Raw genomic sequence first — 26,572 nt, forward strand, 5'->3', positions numbered from 1 at the left:
AATGTCTTATTTTTCCCTCTCAAAATTCGCATTTCAATAACGAAATGAGACAGGCTGTTGGCCTGATAACAGCTATACAGGAAAAGCTATTTTTCCCCGCTCAGTTTCAACTTAGCTGTCATCATGATGCCAAATATCAGCACAATCGGAACCCAAATAATGAAGTGATAAAAATCAGGCTCAGCCATAGCAACAATAATAGCCCCCACACAATACAAAATAATAGCCAGTGCTCTTAACACAGTATCTCTTAAGAAAGTCTTCTTCTGCTTCTTAAAAAACAATCGGCCGGATATATCCTCTAAAAGAGAAGCCAAAGTGCCGGTCAACACAGTTGAAGAAATACCTGCGATCCCCAGTTTTTTTGCTGCTGTAGTTTGAATCCCCATAGAAATGCTCATGAGTATAATTAGAATGTGCACAGGAACAAAAGCCCGGTAAAAAGAAAGACAAGCAAAGACAAACAAAATGAATGCTTCAAGTGCGAGGGCTTTTGTCACAGCAGAAGGCCAAAGGGTATTTTCCGCCTTTCCGACCATCAATGTGGCAATGATCACGCCGCATATAAATCCGATTAGCGCAGTCAAGGAATTAAAAACAGTGACCTGAATGGATTTGCCGATAGCTAACCCCAATAATACAATGTTTCCAGTCATATTAGCTGTGAACACATGTCCCAGGCTTAAATACCCGATTACATCCACGATTCCAGCTGTTAAACATAAAAGTGATAGCAAGGTGTTTCGATAAGCTGCTGCAGTCAACGGTGTATCAATCCTTTCTTCTATTTTAATTGTTAGTATGTCTTTTGGCGCAATCTGTATTTTTTAAGTAACCCAACATTAATTAGGAAGATAGAACCTATCATTCCTTTCCATTAAATGTAATAATAATCCCCGCAAGGAAATGATTAAAATTGAAAGGAAGCATATTGTGATGAAACGACTTTGTTTATGGTTCACCGTCTTTAGTTTGTTTTTGGTTCTCTTGCCTGGAAAAGCATTAGGTGCAGCCGATTTTCCGAATACCTCAACAAATGGCCTTTTAGGTTTTGCCGGAAATGCCAAAAATGAAAAAGGCATTTCTAAAACGGGCACAACGGGTGGAAAAAACGGGCAGATTGTTTACATTCAAAGCGTAAATGATTTAAAAACCCATCTAGGAGGATCCACTCCGAAAATTTTAGTGCTTCAAAATGATCTTTCCGCATCTGCGAAAACAACAGTTACCATTGGCTCAAATAAAACACTCGTGGGCTCTTACGCGAAAAAAACGCTGAAAAATATTTATTTAACAACTTCATCAGCTTCTGGAAATGTCATTTTTCAAAATTTAACGTTTGAACACAGTCCGCAGATTAACGGAAATAATGATATCCAGCTTTATTTAGATTCCGGTATGAACTATTGGATTGATCACGTCACATTCTCAGGTCATAGCTATAGTGCAAGCGGAAGTGATTTGGACAAACTCCTGTATATCGGAAAATCCGCAGATTATATCACGATCAGCAACTCAAAATTTGCGAATCATAAATACGGTTTGATTTTAGGATACCCGGATGATTCTCAGCATCAATATGACGGCTACCCTCACATGACAATCGCCAATAATTATTTTGAGAACTTGTATGTTAGAGGCCCAGGTCTGATGAGATACGGTTACTTTCATGTTAAAAACAATTACAGCAACAATTTTAACCAGGCGATTACAATTGCTACAAAAGCAAAAATATATTCCGAATATAATTACTTTGGGAAAGGCAGTGAAAAAGGCGGCATCCTTGACGACAAGGGCACTGGTTATTTCAAAGACATAGGCAGCTATCCATCACTCAACAAGCAAACCTCTCCGCTGACTTCTTGGAATCCCGGGTCAAACTACAGCTATCGTGTCCAAACGCCGGAATATACAAAGGAATTTGTCACGAAATATGCCGGATCACAAAGTACAACTCTGGTATTTGGCTACTGATATAAAAGAGGCCCTGCGTTAAAAACGCTGTGCCTCTTTTTATACTTATAGGCTATTTTTAAGCGATCCTTGTAACTCCATCAAGATCCAGCGTCGGTCCAACCAAAAAGCATATGTTTTTTTCCACAATAACTTCTTAAATGGCTTTCTTATTATACCAGTTTATCGCAAGTGAAAAGAAATCATTGTTCTGAACCTGTATTAAATGAACGTTCGTCCCACAAACTATTCAAAAACCCCTAAAAAGGATGATGGATATGTGCGGCAGGTTTACTTTGTACTCTGCATTTGATGATATTATTGACCAGTTTGACATCGATCAATTTTTTCCTAAAGGTGAATACCAGCCAAGCTATAATGCCGCACCATCACAAAACATCCTTGCAATCATCAATGATGGATCAAATAATCGCTTAGGCAAGCTTAGATGGGGACTTATTCCACCTTGGGCAAAAGATGAAAAGATCGGTTATAAAATGATCAATGCTCGAGCCGAAACAATTACCGAGAAACCGGCCTTTCGAAGACCGCTTGTCAGCAAACGCTGTATCATACCAGCAGACAGTTTTTATGAATGGAAACGGCTTGATTCCAAAACCAAAATCCCAATGCGGATCAAATTGAAATCATCTGCTCTTTTTGCGTTTGCTGGCTTATATGAAAAGTGGAGCACACATCAAGGATACCCTCTTTATACCTGCACCATCATAACAACTGAGCCTAATGAGTTCATGAAAGATATACACGACCGAATGCCGGTTATATTGGCCCATGATCATGAAAAGGAGTGGCTTAACCCCAAAAATACAAGCCCTGATTATCTGCAAAGTTTGCTGCTGCCTTATGATGCTGATGACATGGAAGCATACCAGGTTTCATCATTAGTAAATTCACCTAAAAATAATTCAGCTGAGCTTCTTGATGCAGAAAATCATATGTAGTGATTGAAATTCTCTAGCAAGAACTTGTCAAATAGCTTTGTTCCTTAGGTGCCAATCCCTCTAGTAATTATGAATATTTAGTACATAGATCAATTAGTTATTTTCAATATCAGTTTGAAATAATTTTATTATGTAAACTTAAATAAGCAATGTTATCCCTTTCATATAAAATAGTTTACATTTCTTATAAAATCGCTTCACTTTTCTATTTTGTCAGCAAAAAAACTGAACCACATTAAACTTATGAAACCTGCCGCACCTGTGATTGCAAATATGATATAAGCCCATATAGGTAAATCCATACACTTTCCCCCCTAAGAATTAATTGAAATTTCTTTCATCTTACATGAAGGTCTTCTTTCTTTTGTTTATCCAGTGTAATACTTAATAATATGTTGATGAATGCAGCTGGAAAATATATAAATCCCACTCCCAGAATGCCTAGTATCGTACTTAAACTTACTATGTAATTCTTTGTCATCGTTTGACTGTCAATCAATAATAGAAGTGAAATCAATCCAGCTAAAACACCTATAAACCAAGCATCGCCAACAGCATAAGAATCATCCAGCATCCCTAACCATCGCCCCAATATAGAGCTCCCAATAGCAGTCAAACTGGATAAAAATATGAGTGCTTTCATTCTTGTCCTCCTTTAAAGCCAATCAAACTGGTAGAAATCGGCCATTGAATTTCCATTAGCGGGTGGTTATCATTTCCACAGTAACATTTTAAAGCTCATTACAATACGATTCAAGCAGAAAAACCCTACATAACGTATATATAGGGATTTGATAAAACACAGGCCAACACCCAGCTCTAGTTACTTTAAGACCACTGTATGATCGGTTCAGTCTTTACGTACCGGGATATTTCACAACAGGCACTTTCTTCTTACGCAGAGAATCAAGCATGACTGATCCAGCATTCAAGTTGCTTTGCACTAATTCTTTAGGCGTCAATGCCATCCACTGATTGAGTGACACATCTGCATAGCGGTCACTTTTGAACATTTCTAAAAACCATAATGTTTCTGTACCAGTGTTTTGTATATAGTGTCCAGCATTAGAAGGCACGTATCCAACGTCGCCTGCTCTATAATCAAATGTGCGGGCAGTCCCATTTCCGATAAATACCGTCATTCGTCCCTGTCCTGTTAGATAATATTGCCACTCATCGCTATTGGGATGCCAATGAAGCTCTCTCATCGCGCCAGGCTCAATCTGAACAAGTGCAGCGGCTATCGTTTTTGAAATTGGAAAGTTAGAAGAATCCACAATTCGTACACTCCCCCCTGGCATTTGAATTGGGGGTTGATTTAACAGCTCGTGTTTAAAGGTCTTGGGGACTTTTCCATATGGTGACTGAATGTCTTCACTGGCGACTGATCCCGGCACATTCCCTTGGTAGATATAGACTTGCTCAGACGGAAGAGAGTTGAAAGCATTCACCGGGACACCGAAATTTGCAGACAGAACGTCTTTTGGTGTGTGTGCAAGCCAATCTGAAATGGTTAACGTTGAAAACTCAGAAAAGTTTCCATCATCGAATACGAGCAGAAACTCGCAGTGTTCCAATCCCTGTATGGAATGCGGAATTCCTGCTGGGAAGTACCAAAGGTCGCCGGGACCAACATCAGCAATGAAATTTCGTCCGTCTTGGTCAACAGCGGTGATACGTGCCCGTCCCAAAAGCATATAAGCCCACTCCGCTTGCTTATGCCAATGAAGCTCGCGGACGCCTCCCGCAGTTAAGCTCATGTTTACACCTGCAATCGCAGTCGAAATCGGAAGCTGTCTTACGGTGATTTCTCTTGACCAGCCGCCGTGATCTAATTTCATGGGAGCATCAGAGAATGAAAATCTCAAGTTAGGAATCATACCCTCATCTGTAACAGGCGGCACAAGTATATTCGGATTTTGAATATCCCGCATTATATTTCGCGGGCCTGCATCAATAGCTCCAGCTCCATCACTTCGAATAGGCTGCGGCACGTTTCTGTCTTCATGATTGATTGGTTGTTGTTCCAACAGCATGCACCTCGTTTTAGAAATGAACAAGATTTTATTTCAGCCTATGCAGAATCTTAGATTGCTGTGCCTAGGAATCCGCAAATAAAAAAGTGACCACCAATGTGTCACAAATACATCAAATAAGCTATTTTTTATACCATGACTTCTTATGTAATTTGATTTCTTCTGTCTGTTTTTTCTGGCCTGTCCTCCACTCCACTTTCACTAATACATCATGTCCTATCACTTCATCTTCAGGCATATAATCAAAGGTGGCAATATGGTCCTCCATGCGTCCCCCACCTGGCATTTCATCACCTGTGTATTCTGACAAATCATAATTTTCCCTGTCATCATACATTTTACCATCTATGTATAAGGTGATTTTTTCTATGACAGTCCTCTTTTCGTCCTTCTTACTCCCCTGCCAATACAGATTTAGAAAATAATTGGGTCCAATTGAAGTTTTGTCTGATTTTTCAAGGTTAGACATCCACAGTCCGTTTTTCCCGCTGCCCTCATATTTCACTTTGTTTCCTGACACCATTACAAATAATGTGGTGATGCAGATGATCAAGAATCCAGCAATGATCAATAGCCATTTCTTAATATTGTTCTTTTTTCTCATGTTTTTCCCCACTTTCCTAACTCGTTAGTAGGAAAATATGATCAAAATGTTACTGAAAAGAAAATTAAAAACTTCGAATTTAAATTAAAGCTCTTTCAGAGACAAAAATTTAAACGTATATCAACGCCTTACATACAATTTTGTTTTTAAATGGGCTTTTTATTTTTAAAAATCAAGCTAACAAGAGTTTATTAAGTAACTTTTCAAATTTATTTACACTCATGATCACATGAATCACAAATCTCCCCTCAAAAAACGCTAAAAGTTGTCCAAATAGCTGGTGACTTTTGTGCCTCTTCTTTCGATGATAACTGAATTGACTGAAATTGAACTCTGAAAATTTAGAAATTAGAGTTTTTTAATAATGAACGGGCTGCACTTGTTAGGTGTTACTGTCATTATCAGTAAAATATTATGCTGAAATACGCAGTCAGTCACAAAGTCTCTATCCGTATTCAATAAAGACTTTGTGATCATCGACAAACATTTCACTCCCATCGGATAATGTATCCAAAAGGCCTCCTCTGGTTCTTCTCTATAGTCATAAATCACAGTCACTTTGACATTTGACTCAGCTATGATTGGTTTCCCAACAATTATTTTCGTTTTTTCCTCAGGCAAAGTAAGAGATCGAATCATCAAAGCCATTCCATCTTTACTGTCTAATTAACGCCATCTTCAGTGAATTTAAAGGTCTGTTTTAAATTGCGTCCTTCTTGCCCCTTCTGTGTCCAAATAATCACAACCTCTAATTCAGAGGCCTTATCTGCCAGCATAAAATGATTGAACTTCAGCGGTGAGCCATCATTTAAACTTTCAGCTAACATTTTAGAATCTTCTTTTGGTTTGTCACAATTTTCATCGAGGCATCCAAAAAGTGAAAATCTTGTGATTGAATCAGGATCATTTCTATACAATTGCACATCCACTGTAGCTGCTTTTTCCCCTATATTTTTGACTTCCAAGGAATATACTTGATATTCTCCTTTTTGAGGTCTCGCAAATTCCTTTACATTTTTTGCTTCACTTACTTTTACTGACCACTGTTCTGTTTTTTGTGTAATAGGCAACACCGTAAAAGTCAGGGCATGCGCTTTTGATTGGCAAAACGTAAACCCAACTGCTGTAAAAACAATTACAGAAAATAATACCCTTTTCACTTCATTTATCCCTCCTTCCTTTCACTGGCCGCTCCTTAAAGAATTGATTTTGAGCAATCTACAAGCTCTCTTAACCAAAACCTTACCTGAGGTTTTGTCTTTACTGCTCTGCATTTATTTCTTTCGGTATCCGAGATGGAGCTTTGGGGATTTTTCTCAATTTGCTGTTTATCACATCAGAAGAGTATAGCGTAATAATCATACTTCCCCCATACCTTTTTGCCCGAATTAAGATTGGTTGGTTATATTGGTTTTGAAAGCGAAAGTCAGGACCTCCCCAGCTTACCGTCGCATCCCGTCCGGGCGGTACATATGGTACACTTCTAGTATGAGAATAGCGCTGAACGATCTGCAGTCCTGCACGATCGACTGCATTAAATAGAGTTGAGGACACCTGACAAATTCCTCCTCCTACACCTTCAGACAACTCCCCTTTTACAATAATGGGTGCACTTTTATATCCTTTGTTCCGAGTTCTCATTCCCACAACTTGGTTAAACGAAAACGTCTCATTAGGGAAAACAACGTGATTGTCGATTGCTTTTGCAGAAAGAGAAATATTGTGTGAACGGCTTTTATTGCTTGAGTTAAAATACGTCACGTACTGACCAAGCTGCTGCGTACTGATGTGAGCTAGCAGCTCGCTGTCAACTTTCGGATAAATGTTCATTTCCGGCACTTCTATCTTGGAGGGACCTTGGCCATAAAAATACGCATAAAACTTTTCCATAAACGCCTGTTGATACAGTTTGTAGCCAACCCTGCCCGGGACGATGCTTCCATGATCGTTAAGGACAGCATTTATCGGCTCACGGTACACTTTCTGATCAAGCTGTTTGATGAATTTACTGTATTTTTCATAGTCAACCATTGGAGTGCCGGGAAGAGGCATTGTAAAGTCTTCACGGTTAACAGTGGCAATCGTCCGTCCTTGCTGTGTGACCGTTAAACTGTCCTGCGGCTCACTCGGCTGAGCCAATAAAAAAAGACCAGTGATCAAAATTTGTATCATAAGTCGGTTTACCTCCCGATCATTAGTATGAACAGCCGCTTATCCTTTGATGTATTTCTTCCCATCGTTTGTTTGAATCTTTAGACGTTGATAAAAGCCTTCATAAAAGAGCTTAGCTTTATGTTCACACCGATCTCTAAGTTCACTGAGGCACACGGTTCATTCAGTCGGCAAAGTTTAAAATAGTTGAGCATCTCCCAGTGATGAGGGATGCTTTTTTGTCTTGTCAAAAATGAAAAGGATCTCCTATAACAACAACAAATCAATCCATTTCAATATTTTTTTATTGAGAAACGATAAATTTTTTGTTACATTCAATTAGACAACAAATAAATGAGGTGCTTGTTATGAATCGAATGTCGACAATTTTTTTAAAGATAGCTTTGGTTCTTATTGGAATTCCAATTCTTGCTTTATGCATTTTTTTAGTGCCTAAGATAGCCAACTATTCAGCGGATATATTTCCAAATATCGCTTATATAAAATATCTCGTTTTCATCTATTTGTATGTAACGGCGATACCTTTTTACTTTGCTCTTTATCAAGCGTTCAAACTTTTAAGCTATATTGACAAAAACAAAGCTTTCTCGGGTTTGTCTGTAAGAGCTTTGAAGAATATAAAATACTGCGCAGTCACTATCAGTATCTTTTACGCAGCAGGCATGCCTGTCTTTTATCTGATGGCCGAGATAGACGACGCCCCGGGTATCATTGTGATCGGATTGGTTATTATTTTTGCTTCAATGGTGATTGCGGTCTTTGCTGCTGTTCTTCAAAAACTGTTAAAAGAAGCGATAGATATAAAATCAGAAAATGACTTAACGGTCTGAGGTGATGACATGGCGATTATTATCAATATTGATGTGATGCTAGCTAAGAGGAAAATGAGCGTAACAGAGCTTTCAGAGAGAGTTGGCATCACCATGGCTAATCTTTCGATATTGAAAAACGGAAAAGCAAAAGCTATTCGATTATCAACTTTAGAAGCGATTTGCAAGGCTTTAGAATGTCAGCCCGGGGATATATTGGAATACCGAAGTGATGAAGACACACAGGATTCGTAAAGAAAAAATATGTAGGATCAACAGAAAAATAAAGTGATTGGCGGTGAGCTTATGGACATAAACTTATATCCATCTAGCTGCTATACTAAGCGTCCCTTTCATACACGAAGAACACAACTATGGAGGAGGCATACATCATGAGAGCCATAAAACAAATCGTTCATTTTGGCTGGGAACAAGCCCTTTCATGTTTGTTTCCTGCCGTTATTTTTGCCTCTTTGGCTATTACGCAAATCATCCCACTACCGTTCTTGCCGCGGTATGACTGGCTGCTCATTATCTGCGTTCTCATGCAATTGTGGATGGTGCGTTCCGGTCTTGAAACACGGGATGAATTAAAAGTGATCACATTATTCCACCTTATTGGGCTTGCTCTGGAACTTTTTAAAGTCCATATGGGCTCCTGGTCTTATCCAGAAGAAGGATACTCCAAAATATTTGGAGTACCTTTGTATAGCGGCTTTATGTACGCAAGTGTAGCCAGTTATTTGTGCCAGGCATGGAGAAGGCTTAAGGTTGAACTGGTTAAGTGGCCGCCTTTTTTTGCAGTTGTTCCGCTTGCCGCAGCGATTTATTTGAATTTTTTCACCCACCATTTTTCTATAGACATTCGATGGTGGTTGTCTGGGCTTGTCATCATTGTCTTTTGGCAAACATGGGTTACATACGAGGTGAATGGAGCTCGTTACCGTATGCCGCTCGCACTTTCTTTTGTACTCATCGGATTTTTTATATGGATAGCGGAAAATATCGCTACGTTTTTTGGAGCTTGGAAATATCCAAACCAAATCGATACATGGAGTCTCGTACACCTTGGAAAGGTAAGTTCATGGCTCTTGCTAGTGATTGTTAGCTTTCTTATAGTAGCATCATTAAAACAAGTTAAGGAGCAGAATCCCACAAAGGCAGAGATGGGTGAATCTTTTTCTTAGCATTCAAGTCCCAAATAGAGTGAAAAGCAACGTTCAAATGGTTGCTTTTTTCTACTCTGCCGCTGAGTATTCATCTTCTTCAAATTTCATCGCACCACGATAACTGATTCAGATTACAACTGCTTTCAACACCTTGACAAACTCATGCGCCGCCGGCGTTATCTCTTCAAATGAATGTGCGATGACGCCAATATCGCGTGTGACCCTAGGAAAGATGTCCTTTTTAATCAATTGATGCGGGACGGATGAAAGTGTAAAGTTTGAAATGATGCCGATACCCAAGTTATTTTTGACCATATTAATCAAGGTTTCGGCATTTTGCACAGTTAAGTTTTCCTTTAATTCGATGTTGTATTGCGAAAATGCGTTTGACATCGCGATTTCATGACCGCCTTTACAAAAAATTAGGTCATCTTGATATGTTTCAAGGTCGACATGCTTTTCAAGTTTTAATTCATCACGCTGCGGCGGGATGACGGCCACCATATAGTCGTTACACAACACCTGATTTTCAAACGGTTCAAATGGAGATGCTGCGATCCCGATATCAACCGTCCGATCCTCAACCCATCCTTTTATTTGGTCAGAGGTTCCTTCGATCAATTCTATGCGGATCAGCGGGTAGTTTGATCTGAATGCCGCAATCGCCTGTGGCATGATATTTGTTGAAACTGCAGGAAAATGAACCAATTTTCACCTTCCCGTTTAACAGCTTGTTTTCCCGGTTGGCTACTTGATATATTTTGCTTTCAATTCCCTTCATTTGCCTCGCCAGCAACAATATTTCTTTTCCGATGTCAGTCAGCATTAAACCATGATGTTTATCCCTGATCAATAATTTGAGCTGCAGTGAGCTCTCCAGGTTTTTTATCGCTTTACTTACCGCCGGCTGAGAGATGAACAATTCTTTTGCCGCTTCTGTAATATTCAATTTCTCCCCGACTTTTACAAATATGTGAAGATGGTTCATGTTCATAACCATTTGGTTATACCCCCAATAATAAAAATGTATTTCAGTTATACATAAATGTAACATATGATAGAAACCAGCACGATATTTAAACAAGAAAGGCGGCTTCATTATGGTAAAAGTTATGCTGGGAATCATATCTGTCACACTTATTTGGGGTTATACTTGGGTTGCGATGAAAGTAGGAATTCATGACATCCCCCCGCTTTTATTTTCGGGTTTGCGCCTGTTCATCGGAGCGGTTCCTTTATTTCTCATTCTCTTCATCCAAAGAAAAAAGCTTTCAATTAAAAAAGAACATCTCAAAAGCTATATCATCATGAGCCTCTTGATGGGGCTGGGCTATATGGGGATCTTGACGTATGGAATGCAGTTTGTCGATTCAGGGAAAACCTCTGTTTTGGTATATACAATGCCTATATTTGTTACGGTGATCAGCCATTTTACATTAAACGAGAAAATGAATGTGTATAAAACGATGGGACTGGTCTGCGGCCTCTTCGGACTGTTATTTATATTTGGAAAGGAAATGCTCAATATCGATAAAAGCGCTTTATTTGGGGAGCTGTGCGTCCTTGCGGCAGCGCTTAGCTGGGGAATCGCGAATGTGTTCAGCAAGCTACAATTCAAGCATATCAATATTATTCACATGAATGCCTGGCACCTTATGATGGGAGCCGTCATGTTATTGGTGTTTTCCTTTATATTTGAGCCGGTCCCTTCAGCCGAGTGGACATATCAAGCGGTGTGGTCATTGCTGTTTAATGGCTTGCTTTCCACCGGCTTTACCTTTGTCGTATGGTTTTGGGTGCTCAATCAAATCGAAGCGTCAAAAGCATCCATGGCATTAATGTTTGTTCCCGTATTAGCCCTATTCTTTGGATGGCTGCAATTGCACGAACAGATCACCATCAACATTATCCTCGGCGCACTGCTGATATGCTGCGGGATTTTTATGAATACATTTACATTTTCACGACGGAAAGTGTGAATGATATACATTTCCCCTGTCATTTGGGCTTCATGTGACAGGAGACGACTATTATGAGAAAGTCTTCTAGAATCCTGACGACAGCCTATTAAACAATGAAAAAAGCTAGTGTCTGCATGTGAGACATTAGCTTGGCTGGCGTTTAGGCCGGTGAGAATCTAGATTCTTTTTTATTACCATTCTGGCTGATCAAACTGAAAACCGTATAGACCTTTTACTTTAACATCTCCGCAATCTGGATCTTTTGTCAAAATCAAATAATGAGTCTTATAAGGCATCGTCTCAACTCGATCAGTTGCACTCAAATCAAAATGATCCCCTGAGAAGTTTTTTTCACTAACGGTTATTTCATATCCTGACAAAGTCATTCGCATGATTCTTGTGTTAATTGTACATCCTTCAGTATCGAAAATGGTGAATCTGTACCCAAAGTGAGATGTCCAATGGTTTGAATTTAGGTCATCAGACTTCATAAACCATTTTTCATTTTCTGTCATTGTAAAACTCACTTTCTCCTCATCTTTCACGATAACGGCCGAAGCTTCCCCTACATGGATAGTCAAAGCCAAAAGAAATGTAAAAGCTAACATCAACATCTTTTTCAAAAGAGTTCCTCCCGATATCTTTTTACTTCAATATATTGGAAGGGTCTTTTCTGATCAAGACAGTCTTCTCCAAATGAATCTTTAGCACCATGAAAAGAGCCTTAAAGAGAACAGTTTGCATCGAATCTATTTCCTTTTTAAGAGCCAGTGAAGCTTTTATATTTAATTTGATATGTCATCTGAAGTCTATCCTGATAAATAACGCCCTGTGGGTCGTAACAGCCCTTGTTCTCCCAACTTATTAAAAATATAAGATAAATTGATTCTATGTTTACTAGCTCAAAGGGGTTTGTTACACTAACTGTCATGGGAAACATTTCAAAGGTAATACAAAATCATTTGAACGAGGAGGCCTGATGAAGTTGAAAAATTTAGCGTCAATAAAATTCGGAATATGTGTTGGGCTTTTATGTTTAAGCATTACTGGTTTCACACCTTTTTACAGCTCAACACATGCCGAAGCAAAATCCATAGAAGACACAAACATGGCAAGCTGTATAACGAATAAAAAATTTGTTCAACTTGAGAAAAAATTTGATGCCAGGCTTGGTGTTTATGCCATTGATACAGGTTCAAACAAGACAATCGCCTATCGGTCGAATGAGCGATTTGCTTACGCATCAACCTATAAAGTTCTAGCCGCAGCTGCTGTCCTGAAGAAAAACTCAATTGAAAAACTTAATGAAGTCATCCACTACAGCAAGGACGATCTTGTTACATATTCTCCAATCACAGAGAAACACCTCGAAACAGGCATGAGCCTAAAAGAAATCTCGGAAGCGGCTATCCGTTACAGCGATAATACCGCTGGGAACATCTTGTTGCAACAGCTTGGCGGCCCTAAAGGTTTTGAAAAGTCACTGAAACAGATTGGGGATCATGTAACGAAAGCTAAACGATTCGAGACGGATCTAAACTCTGCGATTCCTGGTGATATTCGTGACACCAGCACCGCAAAAGCACTGGCAACCGATCTTAAAGCTTTCACTTTAGATAACACGCTCACGACTGACAAACGCACGATCTTAACCGATTGGATGCGAGGCAATGCTACTGGTGACGAACTGATTCGGGCAGGCGCTCCAATAGGATGGGAAGTCGGCGATAAATCTGGAGCCGGAAGTTACGGGACACGAAACGACATTGCTATCGTTTGGCCGCCTAACAGAGCTCCTATTGTTTTGGCAATTCTGTCAAACCGCTTTACGAAAGATGCTAATTATGATAATGCTCTTATCGCTGAGGCTGCAAAAGTCGTCCTTAACGATCTCAAATAATATGTTTAGCCTTTTGCCACAAAGGAAAAGACATTATTTTTTTAACTCCTACCGTTCATTTTTTGATGAACGGTTCTTTCATAAGACCTCTAGAATCATATATTTAAACACCACAAAATTAAACGTTATTATAATTAACGGTAGTTTTCATTTTATGGAACAAGTAAAGTTTGATCTGACAAGAATTAAGATTAAGCACCTAAAATCCGTTATCTTTTCTTGCAAGAATATACTCCTTAGTGCAAGCCATTATAAAGAAGTGAACATACAATGCAGACAACTCCCTTAAGTCTCTTATTCTGTGACCAATTTGTAATACTCATGAATATCCGGACTCACTTCCAATATTTCGTCTCGTTCGAAGACACTAACATATCAAACCACTTGAATTAACATAACTGAACTTGATATTGGTCACTGGCAGTTTCAATGCAAAAGAACAACATTTGTTGTCTCAGAGGTTATCTATATGAGAATTCAACAATTTTTTTATAATAATTCATATTTTTGTATCGTTGCACTTGGTGGATTTGACTCTTTTCGTGTATGGAACCACACTTTTATTTTTTCACCTCTTTTGAGATCATCTGTGTTATCAATCTCACTTAATCCTACAATTACTATGTTATTTTTAAACTTGTTCATAAGTTGTCCTTCAGAAAGATCGTAATCTTCTTTTACTGGAGTTTCTGTAGTGGTAATGAGAATTGCCCTATTATTGTCTTTAAGCACGACATAGCCTACTAGGCTCTGCATCTTTGTTTCGTCTCCGTTTTGTTCATTTTTGCAGCCTACAAGGAAAATAATGAGCACTATCAAGCTTACTCCGATTTTCGGCAACCTTTCTCCCTCCCGTCATGTTTAACAATCTCACTCCATAACTACATATCAATAAACTGTAGTGTAAACCTATCCAGAAACTTCTTCATTTTCTCATATTGAATCTTTTACAAGCTGTTAATACACAGACTAAATCCGGTAAAAATTCGTAGAGGTGATTTTATTGAATGATGATCATAAAGTAACTCATTACTCTTCATTTATTTTTTCAACAATCATGGTATTGGCGGTCGCCATCTTTCCACAATACACTTCTTGTTTTGTAACAGTTTTCTTCTTGGGTTTTGCACTTATCTATACATTCCCAAAACATAAAACAAGTTCATCAAAAGCAATATCTTATATTTCGTATTTTTTATTCATTGTTTCATTGACTTACACTTTAGTTAATATGTAAGGGACATTCACCAAACGGATCTACTTCTTTTTGTTCTTTCTCAAATGTTCGTATGTGGTTGCCTTCGAACCATACCCTTACTCTTATTCCGCTTTCAAACTCATTATTGCATGCTGCTTCTTTTTGGGTTCCAGCATAAATATACTTATCATTACTGTCGTCTACTATACATATATTTGCTCCCTTTAAAATCGAGATTTTTACTTTTTATGATCCATTATTCACTTCTAAAAAACTTCCAATTACAACATAATATATGTATAAATTGTAAATGGAGTTGATATAATTGAAGATTAGGAAAATCTTATTGAGTTCTGCTTTATCCTTTGGCATGCTAATATCCGCGGTTCCCGCATTGGCTGCTGGCACTTCGTCTGAGGTTGCAGTAAAAAATGAAGAATATGATTACGATACTATATACCGCATTAGTCCTCTGCCAATGGACCTCCAGCCAACAATAGAATACAACGGTTATACTTATACGCTTACACGTCATTATTTTGATTACTCAATCGGGTTTTACACGGCTATTTATACAAAAGTTGTTTAAACTTATAAAGGAGCTTTTTAGCTCCTTTTTCTCTTGTTTTAAGCAAGGTATTTCTTTCTATGTCGTCCCCTATCAAATACAATATCAACATTCTCCAGTTCTCTTTGACACGAACAAAATCTAAAGTTTGGTTTTAAATGCTGGTAATAAAAAATTCACTTTAAAGAAGTGCCGCCCGCAAAATGCGGCTTTTGTACACTACGCCAATTTTATATTGAAAAGCCAGACCTCCTCCAAGAGGTTCCAGCTTTTCTTAATGTGCTATCGATCTTCGTTAGTTCAACGGGAACTTTATCATTCGGTACAAATGCAGCCTCCCAACTTCTAGTTAGGGCTGATGGCGGAATATCTGATGGTTCTCTACACACATCAGACATTATAAGATTTCAATGTAGCCTTCTGTACCATGAACGCGAATTCGTTGCCCATCTTTTATCAGCTTAGCAGCATTTTCAACGCCAACAACTGCAGGTAAGCCATATTCACGGGCTATAACAGCTCCATGGGTCATCAGCCCCCCAACTTCGGTGACTAGGCCTTTTATGGATACAAACAATGGTGTCCAGCTTGGATCGGTAAAGGAGGTAACTAATATATCTCCATCTTCTAAATCAGCATCTTCCATGTTTAAAATGACACGCGCTCGCCCCTCTATAACTCCGGAGGAAACAGGTAGACCTACAATCGCTCCGGCTGGGAGATTTTCTCGTTTATACTCACCTGTAACGATTTCACCATCAGACGTGATAACACGTGGTGGAGATAGTTTTTCATATAATTTGTACTCGTCTTTTCGTGTACTGATGATTTGATAATCCAGTTTATGTGTGCGTACGACTTCGTGAAGTTCTTCAAAAGTGAGATAGTATATATCTTCTTTTTCATGAATAACGCCCGCTTCTATGAGTTGTTCGGCTTCTTTCAGTAAAGACTGCTTATAAACGAAGTATCGATTAATCATGCCATATTTTGGATATTCCCTAAACCCGCTGAAATTCCGGATGATATCTATCATTCGTTTTGTTTCTTTGGCTTTTTGTTCACCATCCGGTAATTGCTTCAATCGATCTAATAACTCTTGTTCTTTCTTCAAAGCTTCCTGTCGCCCTTGCTCAAATTTCCGATGGCTGGCATTAGGCCCACTGTTATTGATATTATTAAGAATCATTGGGATAAGTGTAGTTGGTTTTTCGCTCCATCGAGTTCTTGTAATATCAATTTCTCCGGTACATCGCATTCCGTATTTGCTGAGATAATCATAGATTGCGTCTCGGGTTTTGCTTCCGCCATCAAACTTAGCCAGTTCATCCAAAAAGTTATCATCTTTTACATGTTGTAAGTAATCAATTACCTCTGGATAAGGACGAATCACATCTGCGACGTCTAATAGCGCAAGACCCATTTCTGAAGTAATATTATGGGGTACAGATTGAGAAAGCGTATCTGCTGCGTTTTTTTCACCTAACCACTCGTTCATTTTTTCGTTAATCCATAATGAAGCATTCATAGCAGTTCGAATTAGAACCGAACTTTTTGGGTTAAATAAAATCTTCTTTAATTCCTGAATATCTTCCAGAATAAAACGAAATAAATCTGATCCTGATTTCGTTTGGATGTTTTGTTTTAACTCTTCTATCGATGTTTGACTGCTCTCAATCAAATCAGACACGATTGTCGGATCGTTTTCAACTTGAGCCGGCATATCTGCATTGCCTCTGCTGGGATTTGGTGCTGTTTTATCATTTGGTATCGACTTTATGAAATCTCGTCGCTTTATTATGGTCATAAGTGCGTCTTTTAAGAGCTGATCGTGCTGCCCCATGCCTTTTAAGAAAACTTCTCTGCTGTCAGGGGATGCCAGATGATGTGTGACATCAACAAATAGCCTTCCACCGGCTTTACGCATGGGTGCAACAGTCGTCAACAGAAAAAAAGACAATCCCAGTGGTTTTATGGGATCCGTCATCATTTGTTGATGACCAACAGAAATATAGACGTGATTTTCTTGGTCACTCGCTTCAGGGATGGGGAATAAAGTAGTGATTGGACGACTCTGTACAATATAAAAAGTATCGCGGGCCAAACACCATTCGATATCTTGCGGCTGGCCGAAATGAGCTTCGATCTGTCTTCCAATGCGTGCCAGCTGTAAAATTTGTTCATCAGTCAGTGTTTGAGCCTTTTGCTGATCAGAATCGATCTGCTGTGTTTCTGTTCCGCCTTCTTTTCGTCCGTAGATAGCCATTTTTTTAGTTGCTATTCTCTTATCGATGATTTGCCCATCCTGTACTTTATAACAATCGGCAGATACCAAGCCAGAAACCAGTGCTTCACCAAGTCCAAAACCGGCATCGATGGATAACACCTTTCGGTTGGAGGTAATCGGATCAGCGGTAAATAAAATCCCCGAAGCCTGAGGGAAAACCATCCTTTGAACGATAACGGATAAATAGACTTGGCTGTGGTCAAATCCATTTTGCATACGGTAAATAACCGCGCGATCCGTAAATAGGGACGCCCAGCATTTACTGATATGCTGCAAGATTGCATCGACGCCGGTAATATTTAAATAGGTGTCTTGTTGACCGGCAAAAGAAGCATGTGGTAAATCCTCAGCAGTCGCACTAGAACGCACGGCATAGGCATGTTCCTCGCCAAACTGGGAGAGATATTGAGCCACTGCTTTCACAACATCGGAAGGAATGTCTACTTCCATAATGATTTGCCGAATCTTCCGGCTGATGTTACCAATCTGATCTCGGTCCTCAACTTTTAGCATGGTCAATTGATCCAACAACACTTGTAACGTTTCGTTTTGTTCGATGGCTTTTTGATATCCTACTGTTGTGACACAAAATCCTTCTGGTACTTGTATACCTTGAATTTTTGATAATTCCCCTAAATGTAACCCTTTTCCTCCAACGAGCGAAAGCTGTGTTTTTTCAATTTCATGTAAACCGAGAACCAAAGAACTCATTCTACATCTCCCCTTCAAAAAATAAATATTGACAAGAGCTTCCCAGCAGGATATAATAAAATTATAAGATGGGTATCTATAACTTTTTAACCAGAAAGCGCACGTAGTATGATTATATCACCGTGTCTGTTTTTGTGCAATATAAAAAGAACCTGGGCAATTTCACCAGGTTCTTTTCTTAATTTCCGTAACTAGTCACATTAAAAAACTTGGTTCGAGATGATTCAATCCTCTTAGGAAATCCTAAAGTTGGGTTCTTTTTGGAACTAACCTGCTTTATTCGTAGGTCCCCATTTATAAATTAGACTTTTTGTTTTTAACAGTCCCACCTTTAACTAGTATAAAGTTATGAGGATCTGGTTAACTACCAGATATTTTTATTTTGAAAAAGGCTTATGTTTGATAAAGAAGGGTTATGTAAAAGTATCTGTTGTGAGCAAGCGCTGACTACAAAAAATTGATAGCATTCTCATTTAAATACCATTCTATTAACCTATAGGGAAAGTTTTAAAACCAGATGGAGAATACCCTACCTCCAGCAATTCCAAGGCCGTTCACCTAGTAGAAAACAACCTTTAACCATTACTAACGATTTTAATAATCATTGATTATAAAACTTCTCAAGGAACGATCAGCAGCCCGTTAGCTACCCCTGATTAAGGATGATCTGCTACCACACTGTTACGTTAGAACTTCCACTACTTTGATATCCTTCTGTCGCCATGACTTGGTAAGCCCAATTACTGCCCAGATTCATTCCATGGCTCTTCCATGCGTTAACATGATTGCTGAAAGTGATTGTAGCGTTGCTTCCGGTTGGTCTCTTCGACTGGCGAACACTCCAGTACTGCGTAAAAGTAGTGCGATCGCCATCAATGGAAGGTGCGTTATAACGTGTAGTTGTATATATGTCATATGTACCCCCATCACTTTTTACAGTACCCTTATACGTTCCAGTAGGTCTATAAGTACCCCATGAATCCACTACATAATATTCTATGAGCGGTGATCTCGTCCAACCATATAAAGTTAAATATCCATTGCCATTCGGTGCCCAAACTCCGGCATTATAGTTTATCGTCCTAAATGGCGAACCTGTAGTCCAACCTTTACCAACAACGAAATTTCCGGTATTAGACCAATTAACACTGTAATTCCCGCCAGACCCATTGACAGCGTTTACTATACCGCCCCCATCAGTCCAATTTTGCCAGTAGTCTGTGCTAGCTGCAGAGGCGGTTGCCGAAAACAAGCTAATACTCATTAAAGCTGCCGATAATCCAACTAAGAAATTCTTTTTAAACTTAAACATATGTTACCTCCTATAATATTTTTTCCGACTTTGAGGCAGCACCCGTATACATTTAAAACATTCTTAATTACTAACGCCAAAGCTTTTGATCGTCCTCTTCAGTATAATAACACGAATTCACGAGCGAATATTAAAAGTATTTGTAATTTAATTACAAATACCTAGAAACACATTATAAGTGGTCTTCTTCCACCATATCCTGATCCTTTTTTCGCAGGATCACAATTCTTGTTTCTAATTCAGATGGAGTAATATCTGTATTGAATTCCCATGCGAACCATTTCGTATAAAGGTGATATACATTAGAGATTGTGAAATTATTGTAGCTGACCCAGGTGGTGCTCTTGACTTTGAAGCTGTAGTGCAACGTTTCATGTCCAAAAAATCAGCTTATAAGATTGTCGATGTTATCTATAAAGACGGTCAGTCAATAGCCTCTAAGCCGCTCACTGTGAGTAAGACAGTTTTGAAATCACTATAGTTATGAATTACTCACGATTAATTTAGACAAAATAAGACAAGTTTTATTACGTTTTCAATCACATTAATAAAGTAATCCTTGCATTCCTTTGCCCGCCATGCTTTATTGAGATAGCGATGAACTGAATTGTGTAAGCCGATTACATGCCCTTTGCGGCACACACGATGTGGTGTGTTCAAAGAGGTATGCCAAAGCCTTACACAGCACAATTCATCGCTTTTTTATTTCGTCAGGTGACATGTGAGGTCACAATTTTAACAATAAATCCATCTTATTTGCTGCTTCTAATTGCATACTTAAATTGTTTGAGATTACAAAGAGGATCCTGATGTAAAGTACGGCCACTGTGACAATTGCGATTACACACTGTTAAAAGCTCTGTGAAGAGTGGAATATTCTTGCGTGAATGCCGGCGCTGTGGGATGAAAAAGAGCATTTAGTTTAATGAATTCCAGTGTATGTATAATCTAAAGACATTGAGGTCAAGCCCTACAGTTTTTTTCTATAGGGCTTTGAAACTGTTACATTAGTAGCTTTCCTCTGTGTCGATTGAAGTGAAAGGTTCTAACTCAATGGCCTCATGTACTTCTGGGAAAAGATAAATTTCTCTCTGTTGCCCTTCACTGTATGCTTTAACCAATGGAGCAATGGCATCTGACCATTTTTTAAATTCTGTAGGGTTTATTCTTGGAGTAGGAGTGTAAGCGTGATGAATTGCATACGCAGTTGTTTTATTTAAAACACTTCTAGGAATCATTTCATACCATGTGTCAGTTCTATTATGTCCTCCCAACGCTGTACCATTTACACCATACCTACGTGGAGCTGTTGCATACAGAATGTTCCCCCTTGAATCAGTTAAGAAAACAACTACTGTGCCGGTGAACCCTTTCCACTTTTTACTAGTCCATGTTTTAGTGGTTGCATCTAATCTTCCACTTGAGGATATAATAATATTGGTTGCCATTCGTCTATGATCCCCTAATTCTGTATGCTGTGAGCCCCGTAAAGGAAATGTCACACGCTCATCACTTTCAATACTTTCTACGTAAGGATTAAAGTTTAAGTAATCATTTCTGTAGTCAAACGATACAGGATACATTGCGTCGTCCCAATTTTGATAGAATTTTTGGAATTGATAATTATACACAACAAAACACCTCAGTAAATAATTTAGGTCAATGACCAAAATCAACATATTCAGTTAACTCGAACAAAGTTCCTAAATATTTACAATTAAATATGACAGTGTAGGTTCCTTAAAGATCGCAACCTTAACTCAAGAACTGTATAATTTATCTTCCTCTTCATCATTTTTAGGTATTCATAAATGTTTTCAAATGTAGCTTATAACTCACTCATTTTTCTTCATTTTAAATTTCAGGAATTGTTCCATAATCAAAATAAAAATATCTTCTGTTGGCTTTTCTTATATACTTACTTTTCTTGTTTAAGCTCTTTCTTTTTATTCCTTTTGTAACCTGCATAAGAGCCGCCAAAAATAGCTATAAACATGGCAATCCAAATAAAAATGTTCAAGGCAACTTCCCCAATTTTAAATAAAACACTTCTTTTATCTTGGCCCTTTGCCTCTTCCCAATAGAAAATGACCTTTAATTCCACAGGAATATAGAGTCCCAAAACCAATAAATGAGAGCTGCAACAATACTCATAATGTAATAATTTATGCTTTTTAGCACAGCAAGAGCACTTGTTGGATTAGTTACAACAAAAAACGATAACGCAGCTACAAAGGCTGTTGCTGTGTAAATAATAAGATTAATTAAATTAAACTTTTTTCCCCTTTTTCGCAGCCACATTTGAAAAGGAACAGCAAACACCAAGTAAGTGATTAAAGCGTAAAATGCAATGATCCCAATAGTTACTAACGCGATTGCCATAAACAAACATGTACAAGCCAAAGATTAGACCATAGGACAAACTTGAAAATGCCAATGTATAAGCGTAACTGTCTAACGGTCTATATAACCCCAAATTAGTACCTCCGCATTGTCCCGTTTCTATAAAAAAGTTGTTTTATTCATTTATGCAATTGCTCAAGATCTTCATCAATTTTGTCATTTTAATTTTTAAACTCCAAATAACAAAGTTCCGCCTATAAACCAGAAAAAGGAAATAGAAACATAATTGCATTTAATACTATCCCATATACAGCACATCGTTTATTTGCCTTTATTAAGACCAACGCCAAGATTATCCCTATAGGGGAAAGTATTAATGGAAAAAACACCGGCATACCTTGCCATGGAATTGAAATAACTCCCGTAAAAAAATTAATAATTAAGATAGCTGAGATAATTGGAATAGTGATTGAAAAATACATGGAGCATTTTTAACATTCATATTGAAGGTAAGTCTCCGTTCTCTTTAAAATCGTAGTTTTATTGTCTATTTGTCTGTTTTAATCACAATTTGACACTCAATTTTATAATCTGTTTCACCGGTCTCAATCTTTGTATCATCACGGTTAACTTTATATTTTCCTCCATACAAGCTTGCTGAGATTGGGTGCCTTATACCACCTTTTAATTGATCGTAAATGTATTTCTTGCCTTCTTGAAAATTCTTTCGCGGAACATGTCCGACTTTGCAATCATTTACATAGACAGCTATAGCTTCCGGATCGTACTTGTTGTTCTCTTCTAACCGCAATTCACAATTTGAGAAAAGAACATTATGATAAATAAATATCGGCTCATCAAAAGTTGATTCTATAATCTCTTTATTTGTCATACCGCCATATTTTTCATCGAAGAAAAAGCTATCTTCATCCTCAATCTTGATGGCTTTCTTAATATCTTTTTGATAGTGTGATGTTCCTGCAACCTTAAAGTCTATATACTCTAAATCGAAAAATGCAGACTTTTCCTCATACTTCCTTGAGAAATCTGTTTCTTGAATCAAGATTGGAAAATTTTCTTTTTCTAATGCCACCTCTGTTTCGTTATTAACCTCAACAGTGTTAATACTATTATTTCTATTCTCATGCTGTTCATTTTTATCTTTGTTCTTGAAAAAGTTGAGTATGCCCAAAATGAACCCCTCCAATTAAAATAAAAGATTGGTTTAATCAAATAACTCATCATCAATAAAATCATTTTCTCTTGCAAGTTTATTCGGATCCTTTTTTAAAAACCTTTGCTTTAATTTTTCTTTAACTGTTAATTTTTTGTTTTTGTCCTGACATATATGGCATACATAATCTCCGTTGTTTGATAAATGAACTAGTAATTTACCTACACCCGATCTTTTGCAGATGCACATCCTATGCTGGCCATCACTAAATGAAATATGTCCGCAAGCATTTATGCTTGCATAAATACCTGAATGTTTTTTATGCATGTCTGGCTTTATGTAGTGTGCAGCCAATCTTCTGCATTTTAGAGCATACTCACGCTCTTCACCTTCTAAAGCATTAAATTCCTTATCATTTAAATCTAAAGAGCACTTTCCTGTTCGGACTTTATAACAGTCAAATTTACTTAGCCTAAAATAAAAAGAATGTTTTGTAGGATTTATTAACCTGTCCAACCTGATCATCCTTTCTCTTTAAAAGAATGATTTTATCTTAACTTACACTCTCACGAAACTTGAATTTTCGTGTATGAAGCACCAGACCTTCTTATTTACTAACTCATAATTCAACAATTTATGGAATATAAATTCTTTCTTTCCCCATTATTTTTTAAACGTGTTCTTTTAATACGAACAATTTTGATGATTCTAAACAATTAACTTGATCATCCATAATATAAGCCTCCGACAACCATTCAGGCACATGTCCTAAATGTTGTTTGCCCAAAACTAATCTTTTTAAAGCTAAATTAATTTTCATCTGAACCCAATAGAGATTGGAATAAGTTCCAAGGTATTTATTGAAACTATATTTTTTACCCTCATGTTCAATAACCTCAGTATATTGGTTTACATAACAATCTTCTTTTCCAGTGTGAGGAGTGTTTCGAACCCATATGGTTTGGTTCTCTACTTTCAAAAAAGAGATGTTCTTTTTATGGTTCTTTCGCATAACCAGTGCACCTTTCTTCAATAGTTGCTCATCATACTCCTCCAGAAAACCAAAGCATCCTTTCCACTTTTGATCATTAATTTTAGGGCTTATAACATTATGCTCTTTTATAATTTCATTTTTCATTCCCAAATCTTTTCGACTCATAACGAGCTTCACTAGCTGCGCTCAATGTTTTTCGTAATAATAGGATTTGACCCAATGATAATTTCTACCCTTATATTCACACCATTCAATAAATCCCTTTGATTGTTTTTCTGTAAACAACACCCAATCATTCAACAGATCTTGATAATAGTTAAGTGCTTCGTTATTGTTATTTCTTGTTTGTTGACATTCTACCTTGTTGTTTAGCTGCAGCGACTTAATAATAAGTGCTGTATCTTCTTTAATATCGCCAAGATACAAATCTTCGGATATATGATGAAATGAATACCAAAGGGCGTTCAAATTAATATCGATTAGCGTTAATAAGGATAATTGTTCATTGCTGCCACCAAGTCTAAGCGCATTGTGTAAGTAATCGACACGTTTTTCAGTATTTAAAAACACGCCATACCACCTATATGGCCTTGGATCTTCCGGATTATTCTTCATCCATCCCTCAAGTAAAGGCTTTAAAAGTTCCTCTTCCAAAGGATGAACGAGTACATGGTGAATATCATCTGATGTTTCAAATAAAGCAAATAGCCAACAAGCAAACTTCTGTTGGGCATTATTATCCCACGTCTTTGCTTCATCAATAAAGGAAGATAATGCTTTAAAGGATTCCTTACGTAACCCTTTTTCTTTGAGGGAGCAGCACTTTTGAAGTAATGGATATTCATCCAATCTGTCACTTTTCAAGATATTAGTTAAGATATTTACCATTGCTCACATCTCTCTTCGTTAAGAATAAAGTCCATGTTTTATTTAGGTTTTGTACCTTGCTATATCACTAAGAATAACTTGATTTCCATTTTCCTTTTTCTACACCTGAATGCTTTTCAAAATGCTATAGTTGCATTATTTAATTTGCTTCACTGAAAGTAATATGAACAATAAACTGAGTTGTTATCTTCAACTATAAAGTATGTATCCTGGATTAAGAAATTTGTAAAGCCAGCTGTTTTAAGTATCGCTTTACTCATCTTGAGCATATCCATCTGGATATCATAATCAGTTTGAAGATCCAAATTAGTAGTAAACGCTGCATGTAATTCAAAGAAAGAATTATCAAATTTAAAGTTTAAGATTTTCATAACGATCCCCACCTTACCGTTTCCTTTATTATACAGTGAGAGCTTAACTAATTAAAACTGCTGTTTTATTCAAAACTTAATGTCCTTTGTTCCTTTCCCTCTTCCGACCATTGCGGATGCTAGCCACTTCATAGTTTCTTTAATATAGTTTTAATATAATAAAAGCTTCATGAGAAAAGGTCATTTTTTGCCCGCTTGCACACCTCCCAACATTTTTAGTTATAATTATTATAAAAATCAATAGGAACTATAAATATATTAAAGAGGGATTGCTATGACTAAATTATATACATGTTTAATTTGCGGATATAAAGGATTAAGTGAAAACCCAATAAACAATGATGGTGAGTATCAAAAAACATTTGAAATCTGCCCTTGTTGCGATTTTGAATACGGCTACAGTGAAGATCATGAAGTAAGCTTAGGTTTTATTGTAACGCCAGATTACTTAATTGAAGCTGCAATTCAGTTATACCGAAAACAATGGATTGAGAATGGCATGAAAATTGCAAATCCTAAATATATTCCAGATGAATTAAGAAACGGTGACTGCTTAAAATTTGAGGTGTTGTTAAAGCAATTGAATAGCCTAAATCTCGATACAGAAAACTTTGAAATCAAGGGATTTAATGGTTATTAGGCAGCTTCAAGCCCCCATATGGGGGCGTTCTTATTATTGTACAGTCTATCAGAACAATTTATAGAAAAACTATTTAATGTATTGTATAAATATCACTGACCTTTTCTTTCTCCATTCAACTTCCTTAACCTCAACTGTTTGCTGCTGCATCACATTCCTCCTTTTTGATTTTTGTGTATCAAGCCTGTACAATATTCAAAAACCCTAAAGGATGATGAACATGTGTGGCAAGTTCACTTTATTTTCTGAGTTTGATGACATCATTGAGCAATTCAACATAGATCAATTCTTACCTGAAGGTGAATATCACCCTAGCTATAATGTCGCTCCTTCCCAAAACATTCTGACAATTATCAACGATGGATCCAATAACCGGTATTATCCCTCCATGGGCTAAAGATGAAAAGATCGGCTATAAAATGATTAATACCCGCGCTGAAACATTGTCCGAGAAACCCAGCTTTCGAAAGCCGCTCGTAAGTAAACGAATGGAAACGCCTTGATCCAAAGACATTGTATT

25 protein-coding genes and 10 pseudogenes are annotated in these 26,572 nt (G+C 37.6%); 13 read left to right on the forward strand and 22 right to left on the reverse strand.

Annotated features, from left to right (window positions below):
* Positions 1-86: 86 nt before the first annotated feature.
* Complete coding sequence (locus tag CW370_RS05375) at positions 87-764, reverse strand: YoaK family protein (RefSeq protein WP_024571749.1); 678 nt, start codon at positions 762-764, stop codon at positions 87-89.
* Between the two features lie 172 nt (positions 765-936).
* On the opposite strand from CW370_RS05375, the gene CW370_RS05380 reads away from it, so the two are divergent.
* Positions 937-1,974, forward strand: a complete 1,038-nt coding sequence (locus CW370_RS05380) for a polysaccharide lyase family 1 protein (protein ID WP_024571748.1) — start codon at positions 937-939, stop codon at positions 1,972-1,974.
* 257 nt (positions 1,975-2,231) lie between these two features.
* The gene (locus CW370_RS05385) at positions 2,232-2,915 is read left to right on the forward strand and encodes an SOS response-associated peptidase (protein ID WP_024571747.1); all 684 of its coding nucleotides are present in this window, start codon (positions 2,232-2,234) and stop codon (positions 2,913-2,915) included.
* Between the two features lie 337 nt (positions 2,916-3,252).
* On the opposite strand, the gene CW370_RS05390 is transcribed toward CW370_RS05385, so the two are convergent.
* From CW370_RS05390 to CW370_RS05420, 7 genes and pseudogenes are all read right to left on the reverse strand, one after another.
* On the reverse strand, positions 3,253-3,558 hold the full coding sequence (locus CW370_RS05390) for a hypothetical protein (RefSeq protein ID WP_024571746.1): 306 nt from the start codon (positions 3,556-3,558) through the stop codon (positions 3,253-3,255).
* Positions 3,559-3,772: 214 nt separating this feature from the next.
* Positions 3,773-4,951 carry an oxalate decarboxylase gene (gene oxdD / locus CW370_RS05395; protein WP_029878377.1) on the reverse strand — a complete coding sequence of 393 codons (1,179 nt, stop codon included), beginning with the start codon at positions 4,949-4,951 and terminating at the stop codon, positions 3,773-3,775.
* Positions 4,952-5,072: 121 nt separating this feature from the next.
* Positions 5,073-5,555 carry a DUF4944 domain-containing protein gene (locus CW370_RS05400; protein WP_024571431.1) on the reverse strand — a complete coding sequence of 161 codons (483 nt, stop codon included), beginning with the start codon at positions 5,553-5,555 and terminating at the stop codon, positions 5,073-5,075.
* 172 nt (positions 5,556-5,727) lie between these two features.
* A pseudogene (locus CW370_RS05405) lies at positions 5,728-5,887 on the reverse strand (YoaP domain-containing protein); the annotation flags it as partial.
* Positions 5,888-5,896: 9 nt separating this feature from the next.
* A pseudogene (locus CW370_RS05410) lies at positions 5,897-6,113 on the reverse strand (hypothetical protein).
* 104 nt (positions 6,114-6,217) lie between these two features.
* Complete coding sequence (locus tag CW370_RS05415; RefSeq protein ID WP_024571432.1) at positions 6,218-6,715, reverse strand: hypothetical protein; 498 nt, start codon at positions 6,713-6,715, stop codon at positions 6,218-6,220.
* 100 nt (positions 6,716-6,815) lie between these two features.
* Complete coding sequence (locus CW370_RS05420; RefSeq protein WP_015714063.1) at positions 6,816-7,727, reverse strand: VanW family protein; 912 nt, start codon at positions 7,725-7,727, stop codon at positions 6,816-6,818.
* Positions 7,728-8,074: 347 nt separating this feature from the next.
* On the opposite strand from CW370_RS05420, the gene CW370_RS05425 reads away from it, so the two are divergent.
* The 3 genes and pseudogenes from CW370_RS05425 (at position 8,075) to CW370_RS05435 (ending at position 9,723) form a co-directional block, all read left to right on the forward strand.
* Entirely contained in the window at positions 8,075-8,557 is a 483-nt protein-coding gene (locus CW370_RS05425) for a DUF2975 domain-containing protein (protein ID WP_024571433.1), read from the forward strand.
* 9 nt (positions 8,558-8,566) lie between these two features.
* Positions 8,567-8,823, forward strand: a pseudogene (locus CW370_RS05430) (helix-turn-helix domain-containing protein).
* Between the two features lie 105 nt (positions 8,824-8,928).
* Entirely contained in the window at positions 8,929-9,723 is a 795-nt protein-coding gene (locus CW370_RS05435) for a DUF817 domain-containing protein (RefSeq protein ID WP_024571434.1), read from the forward strand.
* Positions 9,724-9,831: 108 nt separating this feature from the next.
* Here the strand turns inward: CW370_RS05435 and CW370_RS05440 are convergent.
* Positions 9,832-10,705: pseudogene (locus CW370_RS05440) on the reverse strand (LysR family transcriptional regulator).
* A gap of 100 nt (positions 10,706-10,805) precedes the next feature.
* On the opposite strand from CW370_RS05440, the gene CW370_RS05445 reads away from it, so the two are divergent.
* Entirely contained in the window at positions 10,806-11,684 is an 879-nt protein-coding gene (locus CW370_RS05445) for a DMT family transporter (RefSeq protein ID WP_024571435.1), read from the forward strand.
* A 173-nt stretch (positions 11,685-11,857) separates the two neighbouring features.
* Here CW370_RS05445 and CW370_RS05450 read toward each other — a convergent pair whose 3' ends face one another.
* A complete protein-coding gene (locus CW370_RS05450) occupies positions 11,858-12,289 on the reverse strand; it encodes a hypothetical protein (RefSeq protein ID WP_024571436.1) in 432 nt (143 codons plus the stop codon).
* Positions 12,290-12,645: 356 nt separating this feature from the next.
* Here CW370_RS05450 and bla point away from each other — a divergent pair, with 356 nt between their 5' ends.
* Positions 12,646-13,566: a class A beta-lactamase gene (bla, locus tag CW370_RS05455; protein WP_029878349.1), complete on the forward strand. Its 921-nt coding sequence runs from the start codon at positions 12,646-12,648 to the stop codon at positions 13,564-13,566.
* A gap of 489 nt (positions 13,567-14,055) precedes the next feature.
* Here bla and CW370_RS05460 read toward each other — a convergent pair whose 3' ends face one another.
* Entirely contained in the window at positions 14,056-14,406 is a 351-nt protein-coding gene (locus CW370_RS05460; RefSeq protein ID WP_101169518.1) for a DUF3221 domain-containing protein, read from the reverse strand.
* A gap of 163 nt (positions 14,407-14,569) precedes the next feature.
* On the opposite strand from CW370_RS05460, the gene CW370_RS21475 reads away from it, so the two are divergent.
* The gene (locus tag CW370_RS21475; RefSeq protein ID WP_080262573.1) at positions 14,570-14,803 is read left to right on the forward strand and encodes a hypothetical protein; all 234 of its coding nucleotides are present in this window, start codon (positions 14,570-14,572) and stop codon (positions 14,801-14,803) included.
* A 6-nt stretch (positions 14,804-14,809) separates the two neighbouring features.
* On the opposite strand, the pseudogene CW370_RS21480 reads toward CW370_RS21475, so the two are convergent.
* Positions 14,810-14,995: pseudogene (locus CW370_RS21480) on the reverse strand (hypothetical protein); the annotation flags it as partial.
* 94 nt (positions 14,996-15,089) lie between these two features.
* On the opposite strand from CW370_RS21480, the gene CW370_RS05470 reads away from it, so the two are divergent.
* Positions 15,090-15,353, forward strand: a complete 264-nt coding sequence (locus tag CW370_RS05470; RefSeq protein WP_024571439.1) for a hypothetical protein — start codon at positions 15,090-15,092, stop codon at positions 15,351-15,353.
* 376 nt (positions 15,354-15,729) lie between these two features.
* Here the strand turns inward: CW370_RS05470 and ppsA are convergent, their stop codons facing one another.
* Positions 15,730-18,330, reverse strand: a complete 2,601-nt coding sequence (ppsA, locus tag CW370_RS05475; RefSeq protein ID WP_024571440.1) for a phosphoenolpyruvate synthase — start codon at positions 18,328-18,330, stop codon at positions 15,730-15,732.
* A 670-nt stretch (positions 18,331-19,000) separates the two neighbouring features.
* Complete coding sequence (gene xynA, locus CW370_RS05480; protein WP_003231377.1) at positions 19,001-19,642, reverse strand: endo-1,4-beta-xylanase XynA; 642 nt, start codon at positions 19,640-19,642, stop codon at positions 19,001-19,003.
* Positions 19,643-19,943: 301 nt separating this feature from the next.
* Between xynA and CW370_RS21485 the strand changes: the two are divergent.
* Together CW370_RS21485 and CW370_RS05490 are read left to right on the forward strand one after the other, a co-directional pair.
* Positions 19,944-20,120: pseudogene (locus tag CW370_RS21485) on the forward strand (ATP-dependent DNA ligase); the annotation flags it as partial.
* Between the two features lie 312 nt (positions 20,121-20,432).
* Positions 20,433-20,563 (forward strand): annotated as a pseudogene (locus tag CW370_RS05490) (hypothetical protein); the annotation flags it as partial.
* A gap of 86 nt (positions 20,564-20,649) precedes the next feature.
* Here the strand turns inward: CW370_RS05490 and CW370_RS05495 are convergent.
* From CW370_RS05495 to CW370_RS05530, 8 genes and pseudogenes are all read right to left on the reverse strand, one after another.
* Entirely contained in the window at positions 20,650-21,273 is a 624-nt protein-coding gene (locus tag CW370_RS05495; protein ID WP_024571441.1) for a hypothetical protein, read from the reverse strand.
* 287 nt (positions 21,274-21,560) lie between these two features.
* On the reverse strand, positions 21,561-21,746 hold the full coding sequence (locus tag CW370_RS05500) for a hypothetical protein (protein WP_101169519.1): 186 nt from the start codon (positions 21,744-21,746) through the stop codon (positions 21,561-21,563).
* Positions 21,737-22,118 (reverse strand): annotated as a pseudogene (locus CW370_RS05505) (UPF0715 family protein). The gene CW370_RS05500 and the pseudogene CW370_RS05505 overlap by 10 nt, the downstream one beginning before the upstream one ends.
* 95 nt (positions 22,119-22,213) lie before the next feature.
* Positions 22,214-22,487: pseudogene (locus tag CW370_RS05510) on the reverse strand (hypothetical protein).
* 45 nt (positions 22,488-22,532) lie between these two features.
* Complete coding sequence (locus CW370_RS05515) at positions 22,533-23,177, reverse strand: HIRAN domain-containing protein (RefSeq protein ID WP_024571442.1); 645 nt, start codon at positions 23,175-23,177, stop codon at positions 22,533-22,535.
* Between the two features lie 33 nt (positions 23,178-23,210).
* The gene (locus tag CW370_RS05520) at positions 23,211-23,675 is read right to left on the reverse strand and encodes a hypothetical protein (protein WP_024571443.1); all 465 of its coding nucleotides are present in this window, start codon (positions 23,673-23,675) and stop codon (positions 23,211-23,213) included.
* A gap of 154 nt (positions 23,676-23,829) precedes the next feature.
* On the reverse strand, positions 23,830-24,318 hold the full coding sequence (locus tag CW370_RS05525; RefSeq protein ID WP_024571444.1) for a hypothetical protein: 489 nt from the start codon (positions 24,316-24,318) through the stop codon (positions 23,830-23,832).
* 21 nt (positions 24,319-24,339) lie between these two features.
* Positions 24,340-25,041, reverse strand: coding sequence for a hypothetical protein (locus CW370_RS05530; protein WP_024571445.1), 702 nt, complete (start codon positions 25,039-25,041; stop codon positions 24,340-24,342).
* 645 nt (positions 25,042-25,686) lie between these two features.
* Between CW370_RS05530 and CW370_RS05540 the strand changes: the two genes are divergently transcribed.
* Both CW370_RS05540 and CW370_RS05545 read left to right on the forward strand, forming a co-directional pair.
* Complete coding sequence (locus CW370_RS05540) at positions 25,687-26,052, forward strand: hypothetical protein (RefSeq protein ID WP_024571446.1); 366 nt, start codon at positions 25,687-25,689, stop codon at positions 26,050-26,052.
* A 220-nt stretch (positions 26,053-26,272) separates the two neighbouring features.
* Positions 26,273-26,565 (forward strand): annotated as a pseudogene (locus tag CW370_RS05545) (SOS response-associated peptidase family protein); the annotation flags it as partial.
* Between the last annotated feature and the right edge of the window lie 7 nt (positions 26,566-26,572).

This window comes from Bacillus sp. SN32, assembly GCF_002837495.1.
Classification (GTDB): Bacteria; Bacillota; Bacilli; order Bacillales; family Bacillaceae; genus Bacillus; species Bacillus subtilis.